This window comes from Streptomyces polyrhachis (genome assembly GCF_042663125.1).
GTDB classification, from domain to species: domain Bacteria; phylum Actinomycetota; class Actinomycetes; order Streptomycetales; family Streptomycetaceae; genus Streptomyces; species Streptomyces polyrhachii.
The window spans coordinates 52,916-73,458 of sequence record NZ_JBHSZO010000032.1 but is presented as its reverse complement, the minus strand read 5'-3'; the positions used below and the strand labels follow the sequence as shown (position 1 = coordinate 73,458).

Below are 20,543 nucleotides of genomic sequence, written 5' to 3'. Positions count from 1 at the left end.
ACCGCACCCAGCACCACCACGGCTATCAGCACCCGGTGCGTACGGCTCAACTGGACGGCGGCCACGCGCGCACACCTCCCGATCGATCCGACTGCGTACTGCTGGGGCAAGGACCGGGACAGCCTCGCACACGAGGGCGAGATCAGGAGGGTCGGCCGAACCCGCGGGCGACGGGATGGGGATGATTGCCGGGAAGATCCGGCTTGTACCCGGCCGTTGGGGCGGACAGCTCCGGGCCGTCGGGCGGCCTATTCCGCCGACTCCACCGCCGCCAGCGCCGCCTCCGTCGCCGAGCGGGCGCCCTTCGCGATGTCCGCCGCCTTCGGCTCCTTCGCACCCGCGAAACCCGAGCCCTCGTAGCGGACCATCACCACGACGTTCGCCAGCCGCACCATCACCGTCTGGTGGACCAGGGTCTCCTTGTCCTTCTTCTGCGTGTACGAGACCGACACCGCCTCGTCGCCCAGACCGGCCAGCTTGTTCACGACCAGCCCCGCCACGTCCTTCGTGGACTCCTCCGTCTTCAGCGTCCGGGCGTACGCCTTCTCCGCGCGCTTCTCGCCCGTACCCAGCGCCGGGTCCGACTCCAGGCGCTGCAGCGTCACATCCAGGTAGCGGAACTGGTAGCCGTCCAGACCGCTCCAGACGCAGCCGCCGCGCGACGAGGTGTCCGGCGACTTCACCGCCGTACCGGAGGCGGGCTTCGCCTTCGCCACCAGCTCCTTCACCTTCGCCGCCGGCACCGCCCGGCAGGCACTCGGCAGCTCGGCGAACTTCGCCGCCTTCACCGTCGGCGAGGCCGAGGGGGAGTCGGAGGACGCCGACTTCGACGCCTCGTCCTTCGGCTCGCCCAGGATGCTGGAGCAGCTGGTGGCGAGCAGCGCCACCGGTATGAGCAGGCAGGACGCGCCGAGGGCCAACGTGCGGACGGTGCTCTGGGCTGAACGGTGCATGATCCTTCGCCAGGGTTGTGGATGCGTGCGATCTGCGAGCGTACCGCGAGCGCCGACGGGGGGTCCGGGTCTCACTCCATGAGGTCCCCGGCCAGCTTCCCGGCCAGCTCCTGGGCCCTGCGCTGCAGCTCAGCGCTGTCCGGAAGGGCCGTCGCACCGGTCGTGGACTGTCCGTACTCGACCGTTACGACCACGTTCGCCGTGCGGAAAATCACGCTCACCACCCGGCGCTGCCCCTGCTGCGTCGTCCCCGCGCGCTCCGCGAGGAACGCCTCGTCGCCGGGCCCCTCCAGGACGAGCGGCGCGGCCGGGGAGGCGCTGGGGGTAGGGGTGGCCGGAGGGGCCGTCCCCGCCGCCGCGTCCGTCCCCGCATCCGTCCCCGCCGCCGCGTCCGTCCCCGGCTTCGGGTCCGGCGTGGAGGGGGCCGCCGCGCCGTCCTCCATGACCTCCGCGCCGGACTCCCCGACCAGCTCCCCGGGCCCCCCGGACCCGGACGGGGCGCTGGGCTGCGGACCCTTGGGCAGGTCGCGCGCCGTCACCCCGTGCTCCTGCGCCTTGCGCCGGAAGACCTGCGCGGCGCGCACCTCGTCGCTCACCGCCGGGTCGTAGCTGACCACGCGCTCGAAGTCGAGCCGCAGCTGGCGGCTGCCCTCCACCGACACCCGCTGCCAACCGCAGCCCACCCGGCGGTCGGTGTCGAAGGTCAGCGCCGGCTTCCCGCCGAGCAGCGCCTCCTCGCGGGCGCGGGTGGAGGCGGTGTTCTTCACGTCGGTGGCGGTCTGCGGCAGCAGGGCGCGCAGCTGCTCCTTGTCCACCGCGGTGCAGGGCTCCGGCAGCGTGCGGTAGCGCCCGGAGGGCGCGGCCTCGGGCGCGGCGGCGCTGCCAGCGGCCTCCTCCTTCATGCCGTCGCCGCTGTCCCCGCTCCCCGTACAGCCGGTCAGCGCGAGGGCGAGGGCGGCCACGACCGCCGTCGCGGCCCCCGGCACGTATGACTGCGGCTGCACGAGCCGGCTCCCTTCCCCGGAGTCCCACCGAAGGTCTGCGCGGCGGCGGGGGTGCCCCGGGCCGCGAAATCATGTTGCCGCCCCTGGGTGGGCGGTGACCACAATGTTTATCGCACGCACGGCCGCAACCGCTGGCCGCGTGTCCGGAGTGCGGCGATGGCGTGCGCGTTTTGCGTTCTGCCCGCGTTTCTCCGGATCTCTGACTTCTTGTCGTGAAACCCCAGGGGGAGCCATGTCGTACACCGAACTGCCCGGTGCGAAGGTACCGATCCGGATGTGGGCCGACCCGGCCTCCGTCGAGGACGTCGCACTGCGCCAGCTGCAGAACGTCGCCACGCTGCCCTGGATCAAGGGTCTCGCGGTGATGCCCGACGTCCACTACGGCAAGGGCGCCACGGTCGGCTCCGTGATCGCCATGCACGGCGCGGTCTGCCCGGCGGCGGTCGGCGTGGACATCGGCTGCGGGATGAGCGCGGTGAAGACCTCGCTGACGGCGAACGACCTGCCGGGCGACCTCTCCCGGCTGCGCTCGAAGATCGAGCAGGCGATCCCGGTGGGGCGCGGGATGCACCGGGAGGCGGTGGATCCGGGGTCGCTGTACGGGGTGCCGACGTCCGGGTGGGACGAGTTCTGGGCGGGGTTCGACGGGCTCGCGGAGGCGGTGGGGCATCGGCGGGAGCGGGCGGTGCAGCAGCTGGGGACGCTCGGCGGAGGAAACCACTTCGTCGAGGTATGCGTTGATTCGTCCGATTCGGTCTGGCTCATGCTGCACTCCGGTTCGCGCAACATCGGCAAGGAGCTGGCCGACCACCACATCGGCGTCGCGCAGAAGCTGCCGCACAACCAGGGCCTGGTCGACCGCGACCTCGCGGTGTTCGTCGCGGACACCCCGCAGATGGCGGCCTACCGCCGGGACCTGTTCTGGGCGCAGGACTACGCCAAGCGCAACCGCGCGCTGATGATGGCGCTGCTGCAGGACGTGGTGCGGCGGGAGTTCAAGAAGGCCAGGCCGACCTTCGAGCAGGTCATCTCCTGCCATCACAACTACGTCTCCGAGGAGCGCTACGACGGGATGGACCTGCTGGTCACCCGCAAGGGCGCGATCCGCGCGGGCTCGGGGGAGTACGGCATCATCCCCGGTTCGATGGGCACGGGCTCGTACATCGTGCGCGGTCTGGGCAACGCGGCGTCCTTCAACTCCGCCTCGCACGGCGCCGGCCGGCGCATGAGCCGTACGGCGGCCAGGCGGCGCTTCACCGCCCGGGACCTGGAGGACCAGACGCGCGGTGTGGAGTGCCGCAAGGACTCCGGCGTGGTGGACGAGATCCCGGCGGCGTACAAGCCGATCGAGCAGGTCATCGACCAGCAGCGGGACCTGGTGGAGGTCGTGGCGCAGCTGAAGCAGGTGGTGTGCGTGAAGGGGTGAGGCCCGCGCGCACCGAGGAGGGGAGCCCCGGATGGCGGGGCTCCCCTCCTTTGTTCCTGGCGCAGTGCGCGGTGCGGCCTCAGCCCTCCCGGTACACCTTGTGGTTCGCCGCCTGGGCGCGGGGGCGGACGATCAGGAGGTCGATGTTGACGTGCGGGGGGCGGGTGACCGCCCAGGTGATGGTGTCCGCGACGTCGTCCGCCGTGAGGGGGGCCGCCACGCCCGCGTAGACCGAGGCGGCCTTCTCCTCGTCGCCCCGCATGCGGGTGAGGGCGAAGCCCTCGGTGCGGACCATGCCGGGGGCGATCTCGATGACCCGGACCGGGTCGCCGCACAGCTCCAGGCGCAGGGTGGCGGCGATGGAGTGCGCCGCGTGCTTGGCCGCCACGTAGCCGCCTCCCCCCTCGTACGTGCTGTGGCCGGCGGTGGAGGAGAGGACCACGACCGTGCCGTCGCCGCAGGCGCGCAGGGCGGGGAGCAGGGCCTGGGTGACGTGCAGGACGCCCAGGACGTTCACCTCGAACATCGCCAGCCAGTCCGCCGGGTCGCCCGCCTCGACGCTCTCGGCGCCGATCGCGCCGCCGGCGTTGTTGACCAGCACGTCGCAGCGCTCCAGGCCGGCCGCGAAGGCGTCCACCGCCGCGCGGTCGGTGACGTCCAGGACGGATGCCTCGGCGCTGTGCCCGGCCGCTGTCAGCTCGGCGGCCAGCGCCTCGACGCGGTCCTTGCGGCGGGCGGTGAGGACGACGTGGTAGCCGGCCCCGGCGAGCTGGCGGGCGGTGGCGGCGCCGATGCCGCCGCTGGCTCCGGTGACGACGGCGGTGGGCTGCTCGGTGCGCGAGGGGCGCGAGGGGCGCGAGGGGCGCGAGGGGATGGTCATGCGGGCTCCTGGTGCGCGAGGGCGGCGAGGGTGCGTACTGCTCGGGATCAGAATAATTCGCTCGTCCGTTTCAACCTTTCGGATCCGGGCGTGCTCAATGAGGGGTGAGGGAACGCACGAGCATGGAGGGGGCCGTATGCCTGGCGGAAGCCGGCAGGACTTCGAGGAGTACGCGCGGGGGGCGCAGCGCAGGTTGTACCGCGTGGCGTACCTGCTGTGCGGGGACGCCGAGGGCGCCCGTGATCTGACGCAGAGCACGCTGGCCCGGCTCTTCCAGCACTGGCGGCGGGTGAGCGCGGCGGACAGCCCGGACGCGTACGCCCGCACGGTGCTCACCCGCATCTATCTCAGCGAGCGCCGCTCGGGCCTGCGCGCGCTGCTCGCGCACCGCCGCGCCGAGGTGGCGGCGCCCGCGCCCGAGCGTCCGGAGCTGCGGCTGACGCTGCTGGCGGCGCTGGCCCAACTGCCGCCCCGGGCGCGGGCGATGGTGGTACTGCGCTACTGGGAGGACCTGAGCGTGGGCACGGTGGCGCAGTTGCTGGACTGCAGTGAGTCGACGGTCAAGAGCCAGTGCTCGCGCTCCCTGGAGCGGCTGCGCGGTCAACTCGGTGAGATGCACCTCTACATGGCGGAGGGCTGAGGGATGGTGCGGATGTACGAGGGGTACGGGGAGCGCGGCGCGGCGGACGTGGGCGAGCTGGACCGCGCCGCGTTCGTCCGGGCGGAGCTGGCGCGCACGGTGGACGAACTGGAGTGGCCGCCGGACCTGGTGCCGGCGGCGGTGGCGCAGGGGCGGCGGCGCCGGGTGCGTACGCGCGCCGGGGTGGCCGCCGGGGTCGCGGTGGTGGTCGCGGCGGGTTGGCTGGCGCTGCCCGGGTGGCCGGCGCCGGCGCCCCGGGCGCTGGACGCGGCGGGGCCGTCCCGTGCCGCGGCGCCCGCCCCCGACGGGGAGTGGCTGCGGATGGGGGACGCCGAGCGCGGGCGGCTGCGGGCCTTCAAGCGCGAGGCGGCGGACGTGCTGGACCGCCGGCTGCCCGCCGCGGTGGGCGCGGTGGCGCCGGACGCCGGGACGGCCGACACGTACACGGGCCGCAGCGGCGCGCACACCTTCCCGGTGGCCTTCTCGGTGCGCCCCGACCCGCGCGGGGGGCGCCTGCCGTGCGCGAGCGCGCCGGCGAAGGGCCTGGTGTGCGAGCGGGCGGTGCTGGCGGGGGGCGTGGCGGCGGCGGTGCGCACCGGGTCGATGAACTCCGGTGCGGACAGCGGCGTTTCGGTGGTCTTCCGCTACGGGGGCAGCCTCGTGCGCCTCGCGGTCGCCCCCGACGCAGCGGCCGGGCGGGCGGCGCCGCTCACCGGCGCGGAGCTGACGGCGGTGGCGTCGGACCCGGCGCTGCTGGATCTCGTACGGGAGGCGGACGGGCGGCCGGTGCTGGCGCCCGTCACGGAGGAGGTGCGCGGTGGGTAGGGGCGGGCGGATGCTGGCGGCCGGGGCGGTGGCGGTGTGCGTGCTGGGCGGGGCGGCGGCGGTGGCGCGGATGCCGGGGCTGGGCTCGGGCGGCGGCCCGACGGGGGCCGCGCCGACGCCGGCGGCGGTGGACCCCCGCGACTTCGCGGTGGTGCGGGGCGACGGGAAGGTCGCCGGGAACGGCGTGCTGCACCGCTACCGGGTGGAGGTGGAGAAGGACACCGGCCTGGAGCCCGGGGCGGTGGCGGAGGAGATAGCGGCGGTGCTGGCGGACGGGCGCGGCTGGACGCACGCCGGGGCGCACTCCTTCCAACGTACGGACGGAGAGGCGGAGTTGGTCATCCGCGTCGCCGTGCCCGCGACGGTGGACCGGCTCTGCGGGGCGTACGGGCTGCGCACGCGCGGGGAGGTCAACTGCCGGGCGGGTGAGTCGGTGGTGGTCAACCTCAAGCGCTGGAAGGAGGGTTCGCCGAACTTCCCGGGGCCGGTGCGGGAGTACCGGGCGCTGATCGTCAACCACGAGGTGGGGCACTGGCTGGGCTACGGGCACGCGGACTGCCCGGGCCGGGGGAGGAGGGCGCCGGTGATGATGCAGCAGATCGACGGGCTGCGGGGGTGCGTGGCGAACGCGTGGCCGTACGACGCGGACGGGCGCTATCTGGACGGGCCTTCGGTGCCGTGAGGGCGGGGTCGGGGGTGGGGGCGCGCCTCAGCTCCGGGGCGCGTACATGATCACCCCCACCCCCGCCAGGCAGACCAGCGCCCCCGCCACGTCGAAGCGGTCCGGGCGGTAGCCGTCCACGGCCATGCCCCAGGCCAGCGAGCCCGCGACGAAGACACCGCCGTACGCGGCCAGGACGCGGCCGAAGTCGGCGTCCGGCTGGAGGGTGGCGACGAAGCCGTACGCCCCCAGCGCGAGCACCCCGGCGCCGATCCACAGCCGGCCGCGGTGCTCGCGCACCCCCTGCCAGACGAGCCAGGCGCCGCCGATCTCCAGCAGGGCGGCGGCGAGGAAGAGGGCCAGGGAGCGCAGGGCGGTCACGGGGGGAGCGTAGGGCCTGGCGTCCGTCAGGCCCGGCGCGGCCCCGTCCACTGCGCCAGCGCCGCCTCCAGCTCCAGCGCCGTCGGACTGTCGGAGGCCCAGGCCACGTACCCGTCGGGGCGTACGAGGACGGACTGCGCGGTGGGGGTGCGCGGGAAGGCGTGGACCACCCGGCGGCCCTCGGTCGCGTCGGCGCCCCCGGCGTGCAGGAGGGTGAACTCGCCGGCGCGCAGCGCCTCGTACAGGCGGCGCCCGTCGGCGAGCGGCACGTCCGGTGCCCGGTGGCCGGCCAGCCGGTGCGCGCCGCGGGGAGCCGGGTAGGCGTAGCCGAGGCCGGTGATGCGGCCCAGCGCGCGGGTGCGCGCCCGCGCGGAGTGGTCGGCGGCGGCGGTGGCGGCGGTGCGCAGGGCGCGCAGCAGGGGGTTGTGCGTGCGGGCCAGGCGGACGATGGCGCCGCTGCTGCGCAGCACCGCCTTTCCGACGGGGTGGCGTTCGGCCTGATAGCTGTCCAGGAGGGTGGCGGGTGCGCGCTCGTCGAGGACGGCGGCGAGTTTCCAGCCGAGGTTGGCGGCGTCCTGCAGCCCGGTGTTCATGCCCTGGCCGCCGGCGGGGGAGTGGATGTGGGCGGCGTCCCCGGCGAGGAGGACGCGCCCCTGGCGGTAGGAGGGGCACTGGCGTTCGTCGCTGTGGAAGCGGGAGAGCCAGCGGGCCTCGTGCATGCCGTAGTCGCTGCCCAGCGCGCGGCGGGTGACCTCGCGGACCTCCGCCAGCTCCAGGGGTACGTCGTCGGCGACCTCGTGGGCGCGGTTCCAGCCCATCACCCGGTACCAGCCGTCGCCGAAGGAGGCGATCATCGCGAAGACCTCGCCGTCGGCGGCCACGGTGAGCGCGTCGGCGGGCTTCTCGGCCAGTTGGACGTCCGCCAGGAACAGGGACTTCACCACCGAGACGCCGGGGAAGGGCAGCCCGAGCGCCTGGCGCACGCCGCTGCGGTGGCCGTCCGCGCCGACGACGTACGCGGCGCGGTGGACGGTGCCGTCCTTCAGGCGTACGTCCACGCCCTCGCCGTCCTGGTCGAGCGCGGTGGCCTCCGCCTCGTACACGAAGTCCGCGCCGAGGGAGAGGGCGCGGGCGTGCAGCAGGCGCTCGACCTCGTACTGCGGGGTGATCAGCAGGTACGGGAAGCGGGTGGGCAGCGTGGAGAGGTCCAGGGAGAGGCGGCCGAAGAGGCGCAGGGAGGTGAGGGTGGAGCCGGTGGCGACCAGCTCGTCCGCCAGATCGCGGGCGTCGAGCTGCTCCAGGGTGCGGGCGTGGACGACGAAGGCGCGGGAGAGGTTGCTGACCTGGGGCGGGCGGCGCTCCAGTACGGTCACCGCGATGCCGGCGGCGGCGAGGTCGCCGGCGAGGAGCAGGCCGGTGGGGCCGGCGCCGACGACGATGACGCGGTGGGGGGTGGTTGTCATGGAGGGCCCTGCTTTCGGTTGTCGGGGCTTCGCGCGCGCAGACGGCTTTACATTCGTGGATCTACAGGACGGGGTCAAATCGTGTGATCGCGGGCAACCCGTCCTTATGGACGCTGTGTTGACCGGCTGCGTGGGGGCCGGGGCGGATGGCAGGGTGGAGGGTCGGGAGACCGGCGGGAAAAAATCCCGCGCCGCCGCGATGAGTTCGCGCGGCGCGCACGGTCTGTACGGGTGAGGGCGGTGACGGCCGCCAAACTGGAGGGCAGGCACATGGCGGACAAGCCGGCACTGGACGATTTCCCGCAGCTCGCGGACCCCTACCGGCGCGAGCTGCTGGCGCACTGCTACCGGATGCTCGGCAGCGTGCACGACGCCGAGGACCTGGTGCAGGAGACGTACCTGCGGGCCTGGCGGGCGTACGACAACTTCGAGGGCCGCTCCAGCCTGCGCACCTGGCTGCACACCATCGCCACCCGCGCCTGCCTCACCGCGCTGGAGGGCCGCAGCCGGCGCCCGCTGCCCACCGGCCTGGGCGCGCCGTCCTCCTCCCCGGCGGACGAGCTGGTCACGCAGGAGGAGGTGCCGTGGCTGGAGCCGATCCCCGACACGATGATCGACGGCGGTACGACGGCCGACCCGGCGGCGGTCGTGGGCTCGCGCGAGTCGGTGCGCCTGGCGTTCATCGCGGCGCTGCAGCACCTGCCGCCCAAGCAGCGGGCGGTGCTGATCCTGCGCGACGTCCTGCGGTGGAAGGCGGCGGAGGTCGCCGAGCAGCTGGAGCTGTCGACGGCCGCCGTCAACAGCGCGCTGCAGCGCGCGCACGCGGCGATGGGCAAGGCGGCGCTGAGCGAGGACTCGGTGCGCGAGCCGCAGGACGCGGAGCAGCAGCGGCTGCTGGACCGGTGGATGGCGGCCTTCGAGGCGAAGGACGTGCCGGGGATCGTGAGGCTCTTCACCGAGGACGCGGTCTGGGAGATGCCTCCCTTCACAGGCTGGTACCAGGGCGCCGAGGTCATCGGGCAGCTCATCGACACCAGTTGCCCGGCCGAGGGGCCCGGCGACCAGCGGATGGTGGCGACGACGGCCAACGGGCAGCCGGCCTTCGGGCTGTACATGCTGGACCGGGAGAGCGGGGAGCACCGGGCGTTCCAGATCCAGGTGCTGGACATCGAGGGCGGGCGGGTGCGGCACTGCGTGGCGTTCTTCGAGCAGAGCCTCTTCGAGGTGTTCGGGCTGCCGGCGGTGCTGCCGGCGGTTTCCTCGACAGCGGCATCCGCTTCCGCCCCGGCCGAGGCGTGATCCCCGTGGACACGGCGCCCACCGAGGTGCGGGCCGGGGTGAGCCTGCTGGAGCGGGCCGTCGGCTACGCGCTGGGGGTGCTGCCGCTGGTCGGCGAGGACACGCTGGCGCGGCCCACGCCGTGCGCCGACTGGGATCTGCGGCTGCTGCTGGTCCACCTCCTGGACTCCCTCGACGCGCTCTGCGAGGCCGTCGAGGGGCAGGTCAGCCTGGACCTGCCGGCCGCGCGGCTGTCCGACGCCGGCGCGGAGCAGCTGACCTCGGCCGTACGGGAGCGGTGCCGGCAGCTGGTCGGGGCGTGGAGCGGCGCGGGCAGGGGGCACGGGACCGTCGAGGTGGACGGGATGCTGCTCTCCTCGGCGATCGTCACGGGGACGGGCGCGATCGAGATCGCGGTGCACGGCTGGGACCTGGCGCGCGCCTGCGGGGCCGCACGCCCGCTGCCGGCGGGGCTCGCGGAGGAACTCCTGGAGCTGGCCCCGTACTTCGTCCACCCGACGGACCGGCCGGGGCGCTTCGGAGCGGCGCTCCCCTGCGAGGCGGACGCGCAGGCGGGGGAGCGGCTGCTGCGCTTCCTGGGGCGTACGGGCTGAAGTCGCCGCCGCGAGCGGCCGGTTACGCCTTCGCGCCGGCCGGCATCCCCGTCCAGCGCAGCTCCTCCGGGAGGTGGCTCATGTCGTTGAGCAGGAGCAGGGCGGCTGGGCGGCCGGGGGCGTAACGGATCACCGTCAGCGCGGCGTTGGGGCTGTTGAGGCCCAGCCAGCGCCAGGGGCGGGCGCCCATCGCGGCGCGGACCAGCCAGCCGATCAGGAAGTTGTGCGTGATCACCAGCTCGTGGCGCTCGCGCTCACCCGCCACCGGCCCGGAGAAGCGCCGCAGCGCCTCGCGGGCCAGGCGCGGGCCCTGCTCGCGGTCCTCGTCGGAGGCGTCGGCGAGGAACGGCAGGAAGGCGGCGGCGGACTTCGCGGGCAGCTCGTCGCGGGCCGGGAAGTACGGCACGTAGTCGCCGGCGGCGTCGAGGCTGCGGACCGGGGGGCCGCTCGGCCCGTCCGCGTCCCCCTCGCCCCGCTCCGTCCGCAGCCCGTCCGCAGCCAGCCGCGCGGTCTGCGCGGCGCGGGCGAGGGGCCCGTGGTAGACGGCGTCGAGCGCCGTCGCGCCCAGCCGCTCGCCGAGCAGCCGCGCCTGCCGCCGGCCGCGCTCGCTCAGGCCGCTCTCGTCGGGAAGGGCTTCGGCATGCCGGGCGAGATAGAGGTGCCGGGTGGCGAGGGCTTTCGGCGGGGAGGCCGTCGTGCCGGCGGTGATCTCTGCTGCGGCTGCCGTGAGGGTCATCGGGGGGTGCTCCCGGGGGGATCGGCGGATGGTGTGATCTTTAGGGACGTAGGGGAGGCGCGGATGGTTCCGTTACGCCGGGAGACCAGTGTTTCGGACGGATACGTCAACCCGCGCACCGCCCCCACCCCTTACGCCCCTGCCCTTTTTACGCCCCCGCCTCCCCCGTCCCCTCCACCACCGTCGCCGCCAGGTCCTCGCACCGGGCCACCCGGGTGCGCAGGCCGGCCCGCCGGAACGCCTCGACCGTACGGTCCTCCTGCCGCCCGCTCGTCTCGATCAGCAGCGTCCCGCCCGGCGCCAGCCACTGGGCGGCCCCGGCGGCGATCCGGCGCTGCACGTCCAGACCGTCCGCGCCGCCGTCGAGGGCCGCGCGCGGCTCGTACAGCCGGGCCTCGGCGGGCAGCAACTCCAGCTCTCCGGTGGGGACATAGGGGGCGTTGGCCACGAGCACGTCCACCCGGCCGCGCAGGGACGCGGGCAGCGGGGCGTAGAGGTCGCCCTCGTACACCGCGCCCGCGACGTTGCGCCGCGCGCACGCGAGTGCGGCCGGATCGAGGTCGGCGGCGTGCAGCTCCACCCCCGCGACCTCGGCGGCCACCGCGGCCCCGACCGCCCCCACCCCGCAGCACAGGTCGAGGACGACCACGCCGGACGCCCTCGCGGCGACCGCCTCCGCCGCCGCGACGGCCCGCCCGGCCAGGAACTCGCTGCGCCGCCGGGGCACGAACACCCCCTCGGCGAGCACGACCCGCCGCCCCCGGAACTCCGTCCACCCCACCACCTGCTCCAACGGCAGCCCCGCCACCCGCCGCCGCACCATCGCCTCCAGCCCCCCGCGCTCCCCGGCGGCCTCCACCAGCAACCGCGCCTCATCCTCGGCGAACACACACCCGGCGGCCCGCAACCGCGCGACCAACCCGCTCTCGGCAATCATGGGGCCAGCACTACCACCAGCGGGCGGGCGGCGGGAACGGGTTTACGGGCGGGGCGCCCCGCGTCCGTACGGTGAAACCCGTTTCGGGCGGCTTGGTGGGGATGGGACTCTGAACGCATGTTTGGTATCACCGACCTTCCGACCTACCTCGCGGGTCTCGCCCTGATCGTGCTGCTCCCCGGGCCGAACTCGCTCTACGTGCTCTCCGTCGCCGCCCGCAGGGGCGTGCGCGCCGGGTACACGGCGGTCGGCGGCGTGATGTGCGGCGACACGCTGCTGATGGCGCTCTCGGCGGGTGGCGTGGCCTCGCTGCTGCAGGCGAGCCCGGCGGCGTTCGCGGTGGTGAAGTTCGCCGGCGCGGGCTATCTGTCCTGGCTGGCGATGGGGCTGCTGCGCGGGGCGCGGCGGCTGTGGCGCGAGCGGGGGGCGGGGCTGACGCGGGCGGCGCGGGGAGGCGTACGGGCAGACGGTGCGCAGGCGGGCGGTGTACGGGCGGACGGTGCGCAGGCGGGCGGTGAGCGGGAGGCCGGCCGCAGCACGGGACCGCGCGACGCCCCGAAGCGCGAGCGCCCCTTCCGCCGGGCCTTCGTCGTCAGCGCCCTGAACCCGAAGGCGATCCTCTTCTTCGTGTCCTTCTTCGTCCAGTTCGTAGACCCCACCTACAGCCACCCGGCACTGGCGTTCCTGATCCTGGGCCTGTGGGCGCAACTCTTCAGCTTCGCCTACCTCACGGCCCTGATCCTCGGCGGCACCCGCCTGGCCACCGCCCTGCGCACCCGCCACCGCCTCAAGGCGAGCATCACGGCGACAGCGGGCGCGGCCTTCCTCGCCTTCGCGGCGAAACTGTCGCTGGCAGAGGCGGTGTAGGGGGTTTCAGCCCGTCGCTCTGTCCGCGAGCATCAGAGTCGGTTGCCCCGTGTGCCGGGCGATGGTCTCGTAGTCGCGGTCGCGGTGCAGCAGGGTGAGACCGGAGAGTTCGGCTGCTGCCGCCACCAGGAGGTCGACGGGTCCGGCGCTGCGATGCTCGCCGTGCTCGACGAGGAACTGCTGGACCTGGAGGGCGCGTTGGCAGGTGCCGTCCGGAAGCGGCGCCCAGGCGTAGAAACCGCTCAGATGCTGCCGCATCTGCTTGTGGTGCGCTGTTGACCTCGCGGAACGCAGAATCTCCAGTTCGGTGATCTCACACATCCCGACCAGTCCGGAATCCAGCGCGTCTCCCCACCCCCACGCGTCCGCCCCGTGCTGGAGGAAGCGGGCCGCGGCCGAGGTGTCGGCCAGATATCTCACGCTGCTTTGCCCCCGGTGTCATCGCCGGTTCCGAGGGGCTCGGCTGCGGTCTCGGACTTGGCCCGGTAGGCGGCCTTGTCCAGCAGCATGTCGAGGTCCAGTGCCTCGGCGGCGGTGCGCTCGGCGGCCATCCGGGCCTCGTGGCGCTTGACCCGCTCGCTGACTTCGCGCAGGGCGCGGTTGACGGTGTCCTTCTTCGTTTTCGTACCGAAAGCCGCCTGCGCTATGGCCAGGGCTTCCTCGTCGATCTCGATCAGCGTCTTGCCCATGCGGTGCGCACCCTTCCGTATATCCGAATCATTTCCAGGATATCCGAAGGGGGCTTCCTCACTCCCGAACCGGCAGCGGCCGTCCCTCCACCGGTGTGTGCAGCACGATCGACGTCGTCGTCGTGCCCAGTTTGCCCAGCTCGTCCAGGAGGTCGCGCAGGGCCGCCGTGCCCGGGACCGCGATCTTGAGGATCCAGTGCGCCTCGCCCACCACGCAGTGCGCCTCGCGGATCTCCGGGCGCTCCAGCAGGGTGCGCGTACGGGGGTGTTCCAGCGAGAAGCCGCCGTGCGGGGAGACGCGGACGAAGGCGGTGATGCCGTAACCCAGGCGCTCCGGGTCGACGCGCGCCCCGTAGCCGGTGATCACGCCGCCCTCCTCCAGGCGGCGGACGCGCTCGGTCACGGCGGCGGGGCTGAGCGAGACGCGGCGGCCCAGCTCGCTCAGGGTGAGGCGGCCCTCGCGCTGGAGGAGTTCGACGAGGTGCGCGTCGGTGTCGTCGAGGGCCGCCGAGGATTCCCTGGTACGGGGCCGGGCGGACCGGGGTTCCTTCGGTGCTGCGCCTGTTGTGCCCACGATCTCCCCTTCAGTACGGCGATCGGCAACGTAACACTGGTTGACCTGCGGCGACGAGCGCCGTGAAGACGATCGTAAGGAGCATCTCCCATGCGCGAGGTGTGTGTGATCGGCGGCAGCCGCTACTTCGGCCGCCATCTCATCGACCTGCTGCTCGCCGCCGGCGACCGCGTCACCGTCGTCAACCGGGGCTCGGCGCCCGCGCCCCCCGGCACCGACCACGTACGCGCCGACCGCGACGACGCGGCGGCGCTCGCCGGGGCGCTCGGCGACCGCGCCTTCGACGCCGTGATCGACCAGGTCTGCTACACGCCCGCCCAAGCAGCCGTCGCCGCACGGGTGTTCACCGGGCGCGCGGCCCGTTACGTGATGACCTCCACCATGGAGGTCTACGCCCCGCCCACCAGCTCCGCCCTGCCGCCCACCACCCCCGGCAGCCCGCTGCGGGAGGACGCAGTGGACCCGGCCGCGTGGCCCGTCACCGGGGACCTCGGCGACGACCCCGCGACCCGGTACGCGGAGGGGAAGCGCCAGGCCGAGGCGGTCCTCGCCGCCGCCGCGCTGCCCACCGCCTTCGTCCGCAGCGCGCACGTACTGGGCGGCGGGGCACAGGACTTCACCGGCCGGCTGGCGCACTACACCGCGCGGATCGCCGCCGGCGAGGAGGTGCTCGTCCATCCGCGGCCACAGCCCACGGTCTTCGTCGGCCACCGCGAGATCGCCGAGGTGCTGCGCTGGGCGGCGGGCGCGGACTTCACCGGGCCCGTCAACGCCTGCTCCCACGGCGAGTGGGACGCCGCCGCGCTGAGCGGGCACATCGCCGCCCGCCTCGGCGCCCGGCCGCCCCGGCTGCGGACGGCGCGGGACGGTGAGACCCCGTCGCCGTACTCCTTCGACACCTACTACGCGATGGACAACTCCCGCGCCGCCACGCTGGGTTTCCCCTTCTCCCGCACCTCCGACTGGCTCGACGCCGCGATCGACGACGCGGCCCGCGCCTGAGAGCGCCACGTCTGAGAGCACCGCGCCCGAAAGCACCACGCCCGAAAGGAACCCCCGTGCGCTACCGCACCCTCGGCGACCGCACCGTCAGCGCCATCGGCCTGGGCGCCATGCCCCTGTCCATCGAGGGGCGCCCCGACGAGGCCCGCGCCCTCGCCACCGTCCACGCCGCCCTCGACGCGGGCGTGACCCTGATCGACACCGCCGACTCCTACCACTGGCATCCCCAAGAGGAAGGGCACAACGAGGAGTTGGTCGCCCGCGCCCTGGCCGCGTACGGCGGCGACACCTCGCACGTACTCGTCGCCACCAAGGGCGGCCGGGGCCGTCCGGGCGACGGCTCCTGGACTGTCGACGGCGACCCGAAGCACCTGCGCCGCGCCGCCGAGGCGTCCCTGCGCCGGCTCGGCGGCGAGGCGATCGGCCTCTACCAGCTCCACAAGCCCGACCCCGCCGTCCCCTGGGCGGACTCGGTGGGCGCCCTGCGCGAACTCCACCAGGAGGGGAAGATCCGCGCCGCCGGGATCTCCAACGTGGACACGGCGCAGATCCGCACGGCCCGGACGATCCTGGGCGACGCCCTGGTCTGCGTACAGAACCGCTACTCGCCCGCCGACCGCAGCGGAGAGCCCGAACTGCGCCTGGCCGAGGAGCTGGGCCTGGCCTACCTCCCGTGGAGTCCGCTGGGCGGGGTCTCCCGCAGCTCACTCGACGCCGGCGGCCCGGCGGACCGGGCGGACCCGGCAGACCCGGCAGACCCGTCAGGCCGTACGGTCCACGCCTTCCGCGAACTCGCCGAGGAGCGCGGCGTCAGCCCCCAGCAGGTCTGCCTCGCCTGGCACCTGGCCCGCTCCCCGGCGGTGATCCCCATCCCCGGCGCCGGCCGCCCCGCCTCCGCCCGCGACTCGGCGCGCGCGGCCGACCTGGTCCTCAGCGCGGCCGAACTGGCAAGACTGCCTCAGTAGTTGTTCCACTCGTCCAGTACGTACTCCAGCACCGCCGGATCCATCAGCGTGCTCGGCCGTACGTCCTCGCGGCGCCGGTCCACGGGGAAGACCGCCGCCGCCCGCAGGACCGCCTCGTCCAGGTAGCGCAGCCGGGGGGCGTCGGGGGCCAGGCGCAGGGGTGGGGGCGGGCCCGTGCCGGGGGTGGCCAGGACGAAGCCCCAGTTGCCGAAGCTGGGGACGTCGACCTGGAACTCCCGCGTCGCGTAGCCCGCCTCCCCGATCGTGCGGGCGATCGACCAGTACGTCTTGGGCGCGAAGAACGGCGAGCCGCTCTGCACCATCACCCGGCTCCGCGGGGTCAGCACCTGCCCGAGCAGGTGGTAGAACTCCACCGAGTAGAGCTTCGCCAGCGCCGCCGTGTCCGGGTCGGGGAAGTCGATGACCACCGCGTCGTACGTCTGGTGCGCGCCGCGCAGCCAGTTGAAGGCGTCGGCGTTGACGACGTGGACCCGCGGATCGTCCAGCGAGCCCTTGTTGAGCGCGCGCAGGGGGGCGAAGTCGCGGCCCAGGCGGGTCATCGCCGGGTCCAGTTCGACCAGGGTCACGTGCTCCACGTCCGGGTAGCGCAGCACCTCGCGCAGGGCCAGCCCGTCGCCGCCGCCCATGATCAGCACGGAGGAGCGGCGTCCGGCGAGCGCGGGGTGGACCAGCGACTCGTGGTAGCGGTACTCGTCGACCGAGCTGAACTGCAGGTCCCCGTTGAGGAACAGCCGCAGGTCGTCCCCGCCGGTGAAGGCGGTGGCGCGGGTGACGACGATCTCCTGGTACGGGGTGGTCTGCGCGCGCACGATCGGGTCGCGGTACATCTGCTGGCGCGCGGTGACCTCCAGGTCGTCCGCGAGGACGTACGCGGTGGCGAGCACGGCGAGCACCGCCGCGACCCCGGCGAGCAGGCCCGCGACGACGCGCCGGCGCAGCCGGCGGCGGAAGATGAAGACCACCACGACGACGCCGGCGACGGCGTTGACCGAGCCGGCGACCAGCGCCCCGCGCAGCTGGCCGAAGACCGGCAGCAGGACCAGCGGGAAGCACAGGCCGCCGACCAGCGCGCCGATGTAGTCCACGGCGAACATGTCCGCCACCGCACTGCCCGCCTCCTGGCGCCGGATGCGCTGCAGCAGCGTCATCAGCAGCGGGATCTCCGCGCCGACCAGCACCCCCACCGCCAGTGCGACGACGATCATCGCGGGCGTGTAGAGCCGGAGCCAGGCGAAGGCGGCGTACAGCACGAGCACCGACAGGCCGCCGGTCAGCGCCAGTACGCCCTCCACCACCGCGAAGGCGCCCACCGGGCGGCGGCGCAGCGGCTTGGCGGCCAGCGAGCCGATGCCCATGGCGAAGACCATCACCGAGATGACGACGGAGGTCTGCAGGACGGAGTTGCCGATGAGGTAGCTGCCGAGTGCGGTGAGCGCCAGCTCGTAGACGAGGCCGCAGGCGGCGCAGAGGAAGACGGCGAGCAGCAGCAGGAAGCGCGCCCCCCGGGCGTGCCCGCCGCGGGCGGGGGCCGGGGGGCGCGCGGGGGCGCTGTCGGAGCCGGAGCCGGAGCCGGATCCGGAGTCGGCGGCAGAGGCGCCGAGGGGTGGTGCGGTGGTGCTCATGAGCTGGGCTTTCCGAAGGTTTTCAGCGCACGCTGCTACGAGAGCGCCGCGCCGACCATGAAGGCGGTGCCGAGGTACATGCCGGCCTGGACCCAGGCGGCGGGGTGCGGGCGGCCCTCGGTGTCGTCGAGGACCGTGGCGCCCATCCGGCCCGGGGTCAGCAGGCCGATGACGATGCCGACGACGGTCATCACGGCGACGCCCGCGAGGCCGTAGAGCAGGGTGCTGAACAGGCCGTACCCGAGGCCCTGTTCGGACTCGCTGGCCCGGATCGCCTGGTCGATGACCAGGCCGACGGCGATGGACTGGCTGCCCAGGAGGACCGCGGCGCCGCGGTTGCGCTCGTTCCACACGACGTGGAAGAGCTTGCCGGGGGTGACGAGGTCGAGGGCGACGAAGCCGACGGCCATCACGGCCAGCCCCACCACTCCGTAGAGCAGGGCCTGGCCGGCCGACTCGAGGATGTCGGTCATGGGAGGTGCCTTTCTCGGGGTCTGCGACAGGGAATCTACGACAGGGGTCTGACAGGGGGGCCGCGACGCGATGGGGGCGCTACTTGCCCTCGCCGGGTCCGCCGCCGCGGAACTCCTCGCTGTCCGGGTCGGGCATGACCCCGTAGACGTGCCGGCGGTGGCGGTTGTAGGCGCTGCGGTAGTCCTCGATCTCCACGAGGCTGCCGCCGGCGCGCGGGCTGACGGTGACCATGTCGTCGGCGTAGCGCAGGAAGTGCATGCCGTCGCCGGTGGTGCGGTCGAGGGACCCGCTGTGCCCGTGGATCGCGTCGGCGACCTCCTGCGGGCGGCTGTCCGGGTCGGTCCAGCCGGCGCCCGAGGCGTCGTACGTATCGCTTATCCACCCGCGCGGCGCGGCGTTCCCGTCGCCGCCGGAGCAGGCGGTCAGCAGCAGCGTGCCCAGCACGGCCGCCACCGCCCCGCGGATGAGTCGGGAGCTCTTCATCGTGCCTCCAGCCGGGTGTACGTCGATACGATCTGGCAGCTCTGCGGGTAGGTGTGCCAGGTCCGCCAGCCGAGCACGCCGCCGGGCGCCTCGGCGACCACGGCGGTGAGGGCGTCGGGGGAGCCGGGGAAGATCCCGCACAGGCCGGTGTCCGTACGGGCGGCCGTCTCGCGGATACGGGCCGCCTGCGCGGCGAAGTCGCCGGGGGTCAGCTGCCGGGTCTCGGCGCCGAAGTCGTAGCTCCAGCCGTCCGCGTGCAGCCGGTGGGCGGCGGGCAGTCCGCGCCGGGCGCCGGGCAGGCAGGCGACGGTCTCGCGGACGGGACCGGCGAAGACCTGGTGCGAGGCCCCCAGCAGCCGCAGCCGCACGTCCAGCCCCGCCAGCTCCACCAGCCGCTCGGCGAGCGCGGGGCGCTCGGGCAGGTCGAGGGAGAAGCAGAGCTGCGCGGCGTCGGTGTCCAGATAGGGGGCGCGCAGGACTACGGCATCCACTGCACTCCCCCGGTTTGGATTCGCTGACGAGCGGCGCCGAGTATGGCACGCGGGGCGGGCGGGACAGGAGTCGATCGTCGAAATCGTGTTCGTTTTCACGGGGTTTCGCGCGCCGCGCCCTGTTTACGCCGTACCGCTCACCGCGTCCCCAGCGGGATCGCCGCCGTCAGCACCGTTCCCTCGCCGGGCGCCGACTCGATGGCCAGCGTGCCGCCGAGCTGGTGGACGCGGGCGCGGAAGGCGGGGACGCCGTGGCCGCGCACGCCGGCGGGCGCGCTGGACGCGGTGGGCAGCGCCTCGGGGTCGAAGCCCGCGCCGTCGTCGGCGACGTCCAGCACCACCTGGTCGTCCAGGACGGTCAGGGTCAGCGCCGCGGTCGTCGCGCCCGCGTGCTCGCGCACGTTGGCCAGCGCGCCCTGCGCGATCCGCAGCAGCGCCGACCGCACCCGCTCGGGCAGCGCGGACCCGGCGCCGTGGTCGCCGGTGTGGTCGTCGATGTGCACGCGCACGGCCGGCCCCCCGCGGCTCTCGCGCTCCGCGAGCGTCCGCAGCGCCGCCGCCAGCCCCCCGCCGCGCGCCAGGTCGGCGGGCGCCAGATCGTGGACGAAGCGGCGCGCCTCCGCGAGGTTGTGCTCGGCGATCGAGGCGGCGGTGCGCACGTGCTCGCGGGCCCCGCCCGGCTCGCTCTCCCAGGTGCGCTCGGCGGCCTGGAGCAGCATCCGCTGGCTGGAGAGCCCCTGCGCGAGGGTGTCGTGGATCTCCATGGACAGCCGCTGGCGCTCCGCGAGCGTCCCGGCGCGGCGCTCGGTGGCGGCCAACTCCCGGCGGGTGCGCAGCAGATCGTCGATGAGGTCCTGCTGGCGGGCGGCCTGGCGCCGCAGGTACGTGAAGACGGCGGTGGCGAAGGCGGCGACGGCGGCCGGCCCGACGACCAGGTCCAGGTCGAAACGGGGCGCCAGGGTCAGCTGCGCGGCGATCACGAAGAGGCAGAGCACGCCGACGAGGGCGTATCCGGCCAGAGGCGGCAGGGTACGCAGGGCGGCGTAGATGAGGGGGACGGCGACCCAGGCGAAGCTGGGCGCCAGCTCCACCAGCACCGCCCACACCGCGACGACGGACGCCAGCCAGGCCAGCGTCCGCACGGAGGGCCGGACGGGATCGCGGGGGATCGCCGGGATGCCCCGGCCGGGTCCGATCACGTACACCGCGGCCAGCAGCACGGCCAGGGTGACCACGGTGGGGGCGTTCACCTCGGAGCCGTGCCGCTGGACGAAGCGCACCAGGGCGGAGCCGAGCAGCAGGAAGAACGTCGCGTTCATCGCGGCCGCCAGCCAGCGGGCGTCCGGATCGCCCTGCGGGAGCTGCCCTGCGGGCATCGGGGTACCGCCTTCCGCAGTCGCTCGAACGGGCAGATACTCCCATTCTCCGCAGGGGTCGGGCGGCCGGTGTCGTCCGATCGGATGACACCGGCATCCACCGTCCCGGCAGCACTCCGCCTCCGATACGACGAGGCGGCGGGCCCGGCGGCGCCCCCACGATGGAGGACAGGGCGGGCCG

The 20,543-nt window shown here is 74.2% G+C and carries 24 protein-coding genes; 9 read left to right on the top strand and 15 right to left on the bottom strand.

The window, feature by feature from the left end:
- Positions 1–248 precede the first annotated feature (248 nt).
- Both ACFQLX_RS19595 and ACFQLX_RS19590 read right to left on the bottom strand, forming a co-directional pair.
- Positions 249–953 carry a DUF3558 domain-containing protein gene (locus tag ACFQLX_RS19595; protein WP_386416964.1) on the bottom strand — a complete coding sequence of 235 codons (705 nt, stop codon included), beginning with the start codon at positions 951–953 and terminating at the stop codon, positions 249–251.
- 71 nt (positions 954–1,024) lie between these two features.
- The gene (locus ACFQLX_RS19590) at positions 1,025–1,957 is read right to left on the bottom strand and encodes a hypothetical protein (RefSeq protein WP_386416963.1); all 933 of its coding nucleotides are present in this window, start codon (positions 1,955–1,957) and stop codon (positions 1,025–1,027) included.
- 232 nt (positions 1,958–2,189) lie between these two features.
- Between ACFQLX_RS19590 and ACFQLX_RS19585 the strand changes: the two genes are divergently transcribed.
- The gene (locus ACFQLX_RS19585) at positions 2,190–3,383 is read left to right on the top strand and encodes an RtcB family protein (RefSeq protein ID WP_386416961.1); all 1,194 of its coding nucleotides are present in this window, start codon (positions 2,190–2,192) and stop codon (positions 3,381–3,383) included.
- A gap of 79 nt (positions 3,384–3,462) precedes the next feature.
- Here ACFQLX_RS19585 and ACFQLX_RS19580 read toward each other — a convergent pair whose 3' ends face one another.
- Positions 3,463–4,263: an SDR family NAD(P)-dependent oxidoreductase gene (locus tag ACFQLX_RS19580; protein ID WP_386416959.1), complete on the bottom strand. Its 801-nt coding sequence runs from the start codon at positions 4,261–4,263 to the stop codon at positions 3,463–3,465.
- Positions 4,264–4,399: 136 nt separating this feature from the next.
- Between ACFQLX_RS19580 and ACFQLX_RS19575 the strand changes: the two genes are divergently transcribed.
- From ACFQLX_RS19575 to ACFQLX_RS19565, 3 genes are read left to right on the top strand one after another with little or no spacing between them, the layout of a single operon-like run.
- Positions 4,400–4,903, top strand: coding sequence for a SigE family RNA polymerase sigma factor (locus tag ACFQLX_RS19575; protein WP_386416957.1), 504 nt, complete (start codon positions 4,400–4,402; stop codon positions 4,901–4,903).
- Between the two features lie 3 nt (positions 4,904–4,906).
- Entirely contained in the window at positions 4,907–5,728 is an 822-nt protein-coding gene (locus ACFQLX_RS19570; RefSeq protein ID WP_386416955.1) for a hypothetical protein, read from the top strand.
- Positions 5,721–6,410, top strand: coding sequence for a DUF3152 domain-containing protein (locus tag ACFQLX_RS19565; RefSeq protein ID WP_386416953.1), 690 nt, complete (start codon positions 5,721–5,723; stop codon positions 6,408–6,410). Before ACFQLX_RS19570 ends, ACFQLX_RS19565 begins: the two co-directional genes overlap by 8 nt.
- A gap of 27 nt (positions 6,411–6,437) precedes the next feature.
- On the opposite strand, the gene ACFQLX_RS19560 is transcribed toward ACFQLX_RS19565, so the two are convergent.
- Entirely contained in the window at positions 6,438–6,770 is a 333-nt protein-coding gene (locus ACFQLX_RS19560; protein ID WP_386416952.1) for a YnfA family protein, read from the bottom strand.
- A 26-nt stretch (positions 6,771–6,796) separates the two neighbouring features.
- Positions 6,797–8,233 carry an FAD-dependent monooxygenase gene (locus tag ACFQLX_RS19555; RefSeq protein ID WP_386416950.1) on the bottom strand — a complete coding sequence of 479 codons (1,437 nt, stop codon included), beginning with the start codon at positions 8,231–8,233 and terminating at the stop codon, positions 6,797–6,799.
- A 240-nt stretch (positions 8,234–8,473) separates the two neighbouring features.
- Here ACFQLX_RS19555 and ACFQLX_RS19550 point away from each other — a divergent pair, with 240 nt between their 5' ends.
- Both ACFQLX_RS19550 and ACFQLX_RS19545 read left to right on the top strand, forming a co-directional pair.
- Positions 8,474–9,532: a sigma-70 family RNA polymerase sigma factor gene (locus ACFQLX_RS19550; protein ID WP_386416948.1), complete on the top strand. Its 1,059-nt coding sequence runs from the start codon at positions 8,474–8,476 to the stop codon at positions 9,530–9,532.
- Between the two features lie 5 nt (positions 9,533–9,537).
- Positions 9,538–10,125, top strand: a complete 588-nt coding sequence (locus tag ACFQLX_RS19545; protein ID WP_386416946.1) for a TIGR03086 family metal-binding protein — start codon at positions 9,538–9,540, stop codon at positions 10,123–10,125.
- A gap of 22 nt (positions 10,126–10,147) precedes the next feature.
- On the opposite strand, the gene ACFQLX_RS19540 is transcribed toward ACFQLX_RS19545, so the two are convergent.
- Positions 10,148–10,861, bottom strand: a complete 714-nt coding sequence (locus tag ACFQLX_RS19540; protein ID WP_386416944.1) for a histidine phosphatase family protein — start codon at positions 10,859–10,861, stop codon at positions 10,148–10,150.
- Between the two features lie 148 nt (positions 10,862–11,009).
- Complete coding sequence (locus ACFQLX_RS19535; protein WP_386416942.1) at positions 11,010–11,798, bottom strand: putative protein N(5)-glutamine methyltransferase; 789 nt, start codon at positions 11,796–11,798, stop codon at positions 11,010–11,012.
- A 117-nt stretch (positions 11,799–11,915) separates the two neighbouring features.
- On the opposite strand from ACFQLX_RS19535, the gene leuE reads away from it, so the two are divergent.
- A complete protein-coding gene (leuE, locus tag ACFQLX_RS19530; RefSeq protein WP_386416940.1) occupies positions 11,916–12,665 on the top strand; it encodes a leucine efflux protein LeuE in 750 nt (249 codons plus the stop codon).
- 6 nt (positions 12,666–12,671) lie between these two features.
- Here the strand turns inward: leuE and ACFQLX_RS19525 are convergent, their stop codons facing one another.
- Genes ACFQLX_RS19525 through ACFQLX_RS19515 form a run of 3 tightly spaced genes read right to left on the bottom strand, consistent with a single transcriptional unit; the run spans position 12,672 to position 13,928 of the window.
- Positions 12,672–13,085: a PIN domain nuclease gene (locus ACFQLX_RS19525; RefSeq protein ID WP_386416938.1), complete on the bottom strand. Its 414-nt coding sequence runs from the start codon at positions 13,083–13,085 to the stop codon at positions 12,672–12,674.
- Entirely contained in the window at positions 13,082–13,354 is a 273-nt protein-coding gene (locus ACFQLX_RS19520) for a type II toxin-antitoxin system VapB family antitoxin (RefSeq protein ID WP_386416937.1), read from the bottom strand. The genes ACFQLX_RS19525 and ACFQLX_RS19520 overlap by 4 nt, the downstream gene beginning before the upstream one ends.
- 58 nt (positions 13,355–13,412) lie before the next feature.
- Complete coding sequence (locus ACFQLX_RS19515) at positions 13,413–13,928, bottom strand: Lrp/AsnC family transcriptional regulator (RefSeq protein ID WP_386416935.1); 516 nt, start codon at positions 13,926–13,928, stop codon at positions 13,413–13,415.
- A 90-nt stretch (positions 13,929–14,018) separates the two neighbouring features.
- Here ACFQLX_RS19515 and ACFQLX_RS19510 point away from each other — a divergent pair, with 90 nt between their 5' ends.
- Both ACFQLX_RS19510 and ACFQLX_RS19505 read left to right on the top strand, forming a co-directional pair.
- A complete protein-coding gene (locus ACFQLX_RS19510) occupies positions 14,019–14,930 on the top strand; it encodes an NAD-dependent epimerase/dehydratase family protein (RefSeq protein ID WP_386416933.1) in 912 nt (303 codons plus the stop codon).
- 56 nt (positions 14,931–14,986) lie between these two features.
- Entirely contained in the window at positions 14,987–15,895 is a 909-nt protein-coding gene (locus ACFQLX_RS19505; RefSeq protein WP_386416931.1) for an aldo/keto reductase, read from the top strand.
- Here ACFQLX_RS19505 and ACFQLX_RS19500 read toward each other — a convergent pair.
- The 5 genes from ACFQLX_RS19500 to ACFQLX_RS19480 form a co-directional block, all read right to left on the bottom strand.
- The gene (locus ACFQLX_RS19500; protein WP_386416929.1) at positions 15,889–17,538 is read right to left on the bottom strand and encodes a polyamine aminopropyltransferase; all 1,650 of its coding nucleotides are present in this window, start codon (positions 17,536–17,538) and stop codon (positions 15,889–15,891) included. The genes ACFQLX_RS19505 and ACFQLX_RS19500 overlap by 7 nt on opposite strands.
- Positions 17,539–17,573: 35 nt before the next feature.
- On the bottom strand, positions 17,574–18,011 hold the full coding sequence (locus ACFQLX_RS19495; protein ID WP_386416928.1) for a DUF350 domain-containing protein: 438 nt from the start codon (positions 18,009–18,011) through the stop codon (positions 17,574–17,576).
- Positions 18,012–18,090: 79 nt separating this feature from the next.
- Positions 18,091–18,495, bottom strand: a complete 405-nt coding sequence (locus ACFQLX_RS19490) for a DUF4247 domain-containing protein (protein WP_386416927.1) — start codon at positions 18,493–18,495, stop codon at positions 18,091–18,093.
- Positions 18,492–18,986 (bottom strand): DUF2617 family protein, encoded by a 495-nt coding sequence (locus ACFQLX_RS19485; protein WP_386416925.1) that lies wholly within the window; start codon positions 18,984–18,986, stop codon positions 18,492–18,494. The genes ACFQLX_RS19490 and ACFQLX_RS19485 overlap by 4 nt, the downstream gene beginning before the upstream one ends.
- 137 nt (positions 18,987–19,123) lie before the next feature.
- Positions 19,124–20,362 (bottom strand): sensor histidine kinase, encoded by a 1,239-nt coding sequence (locus ACFQLX_RS19480; protein WP_386416923.1) that lies wholly within the window; start codon positions 20,360–20,362, stop codon positions 19,124–19,126.
- Positions 20,363–20,543 lie beyond the last annotated feature (181 nt).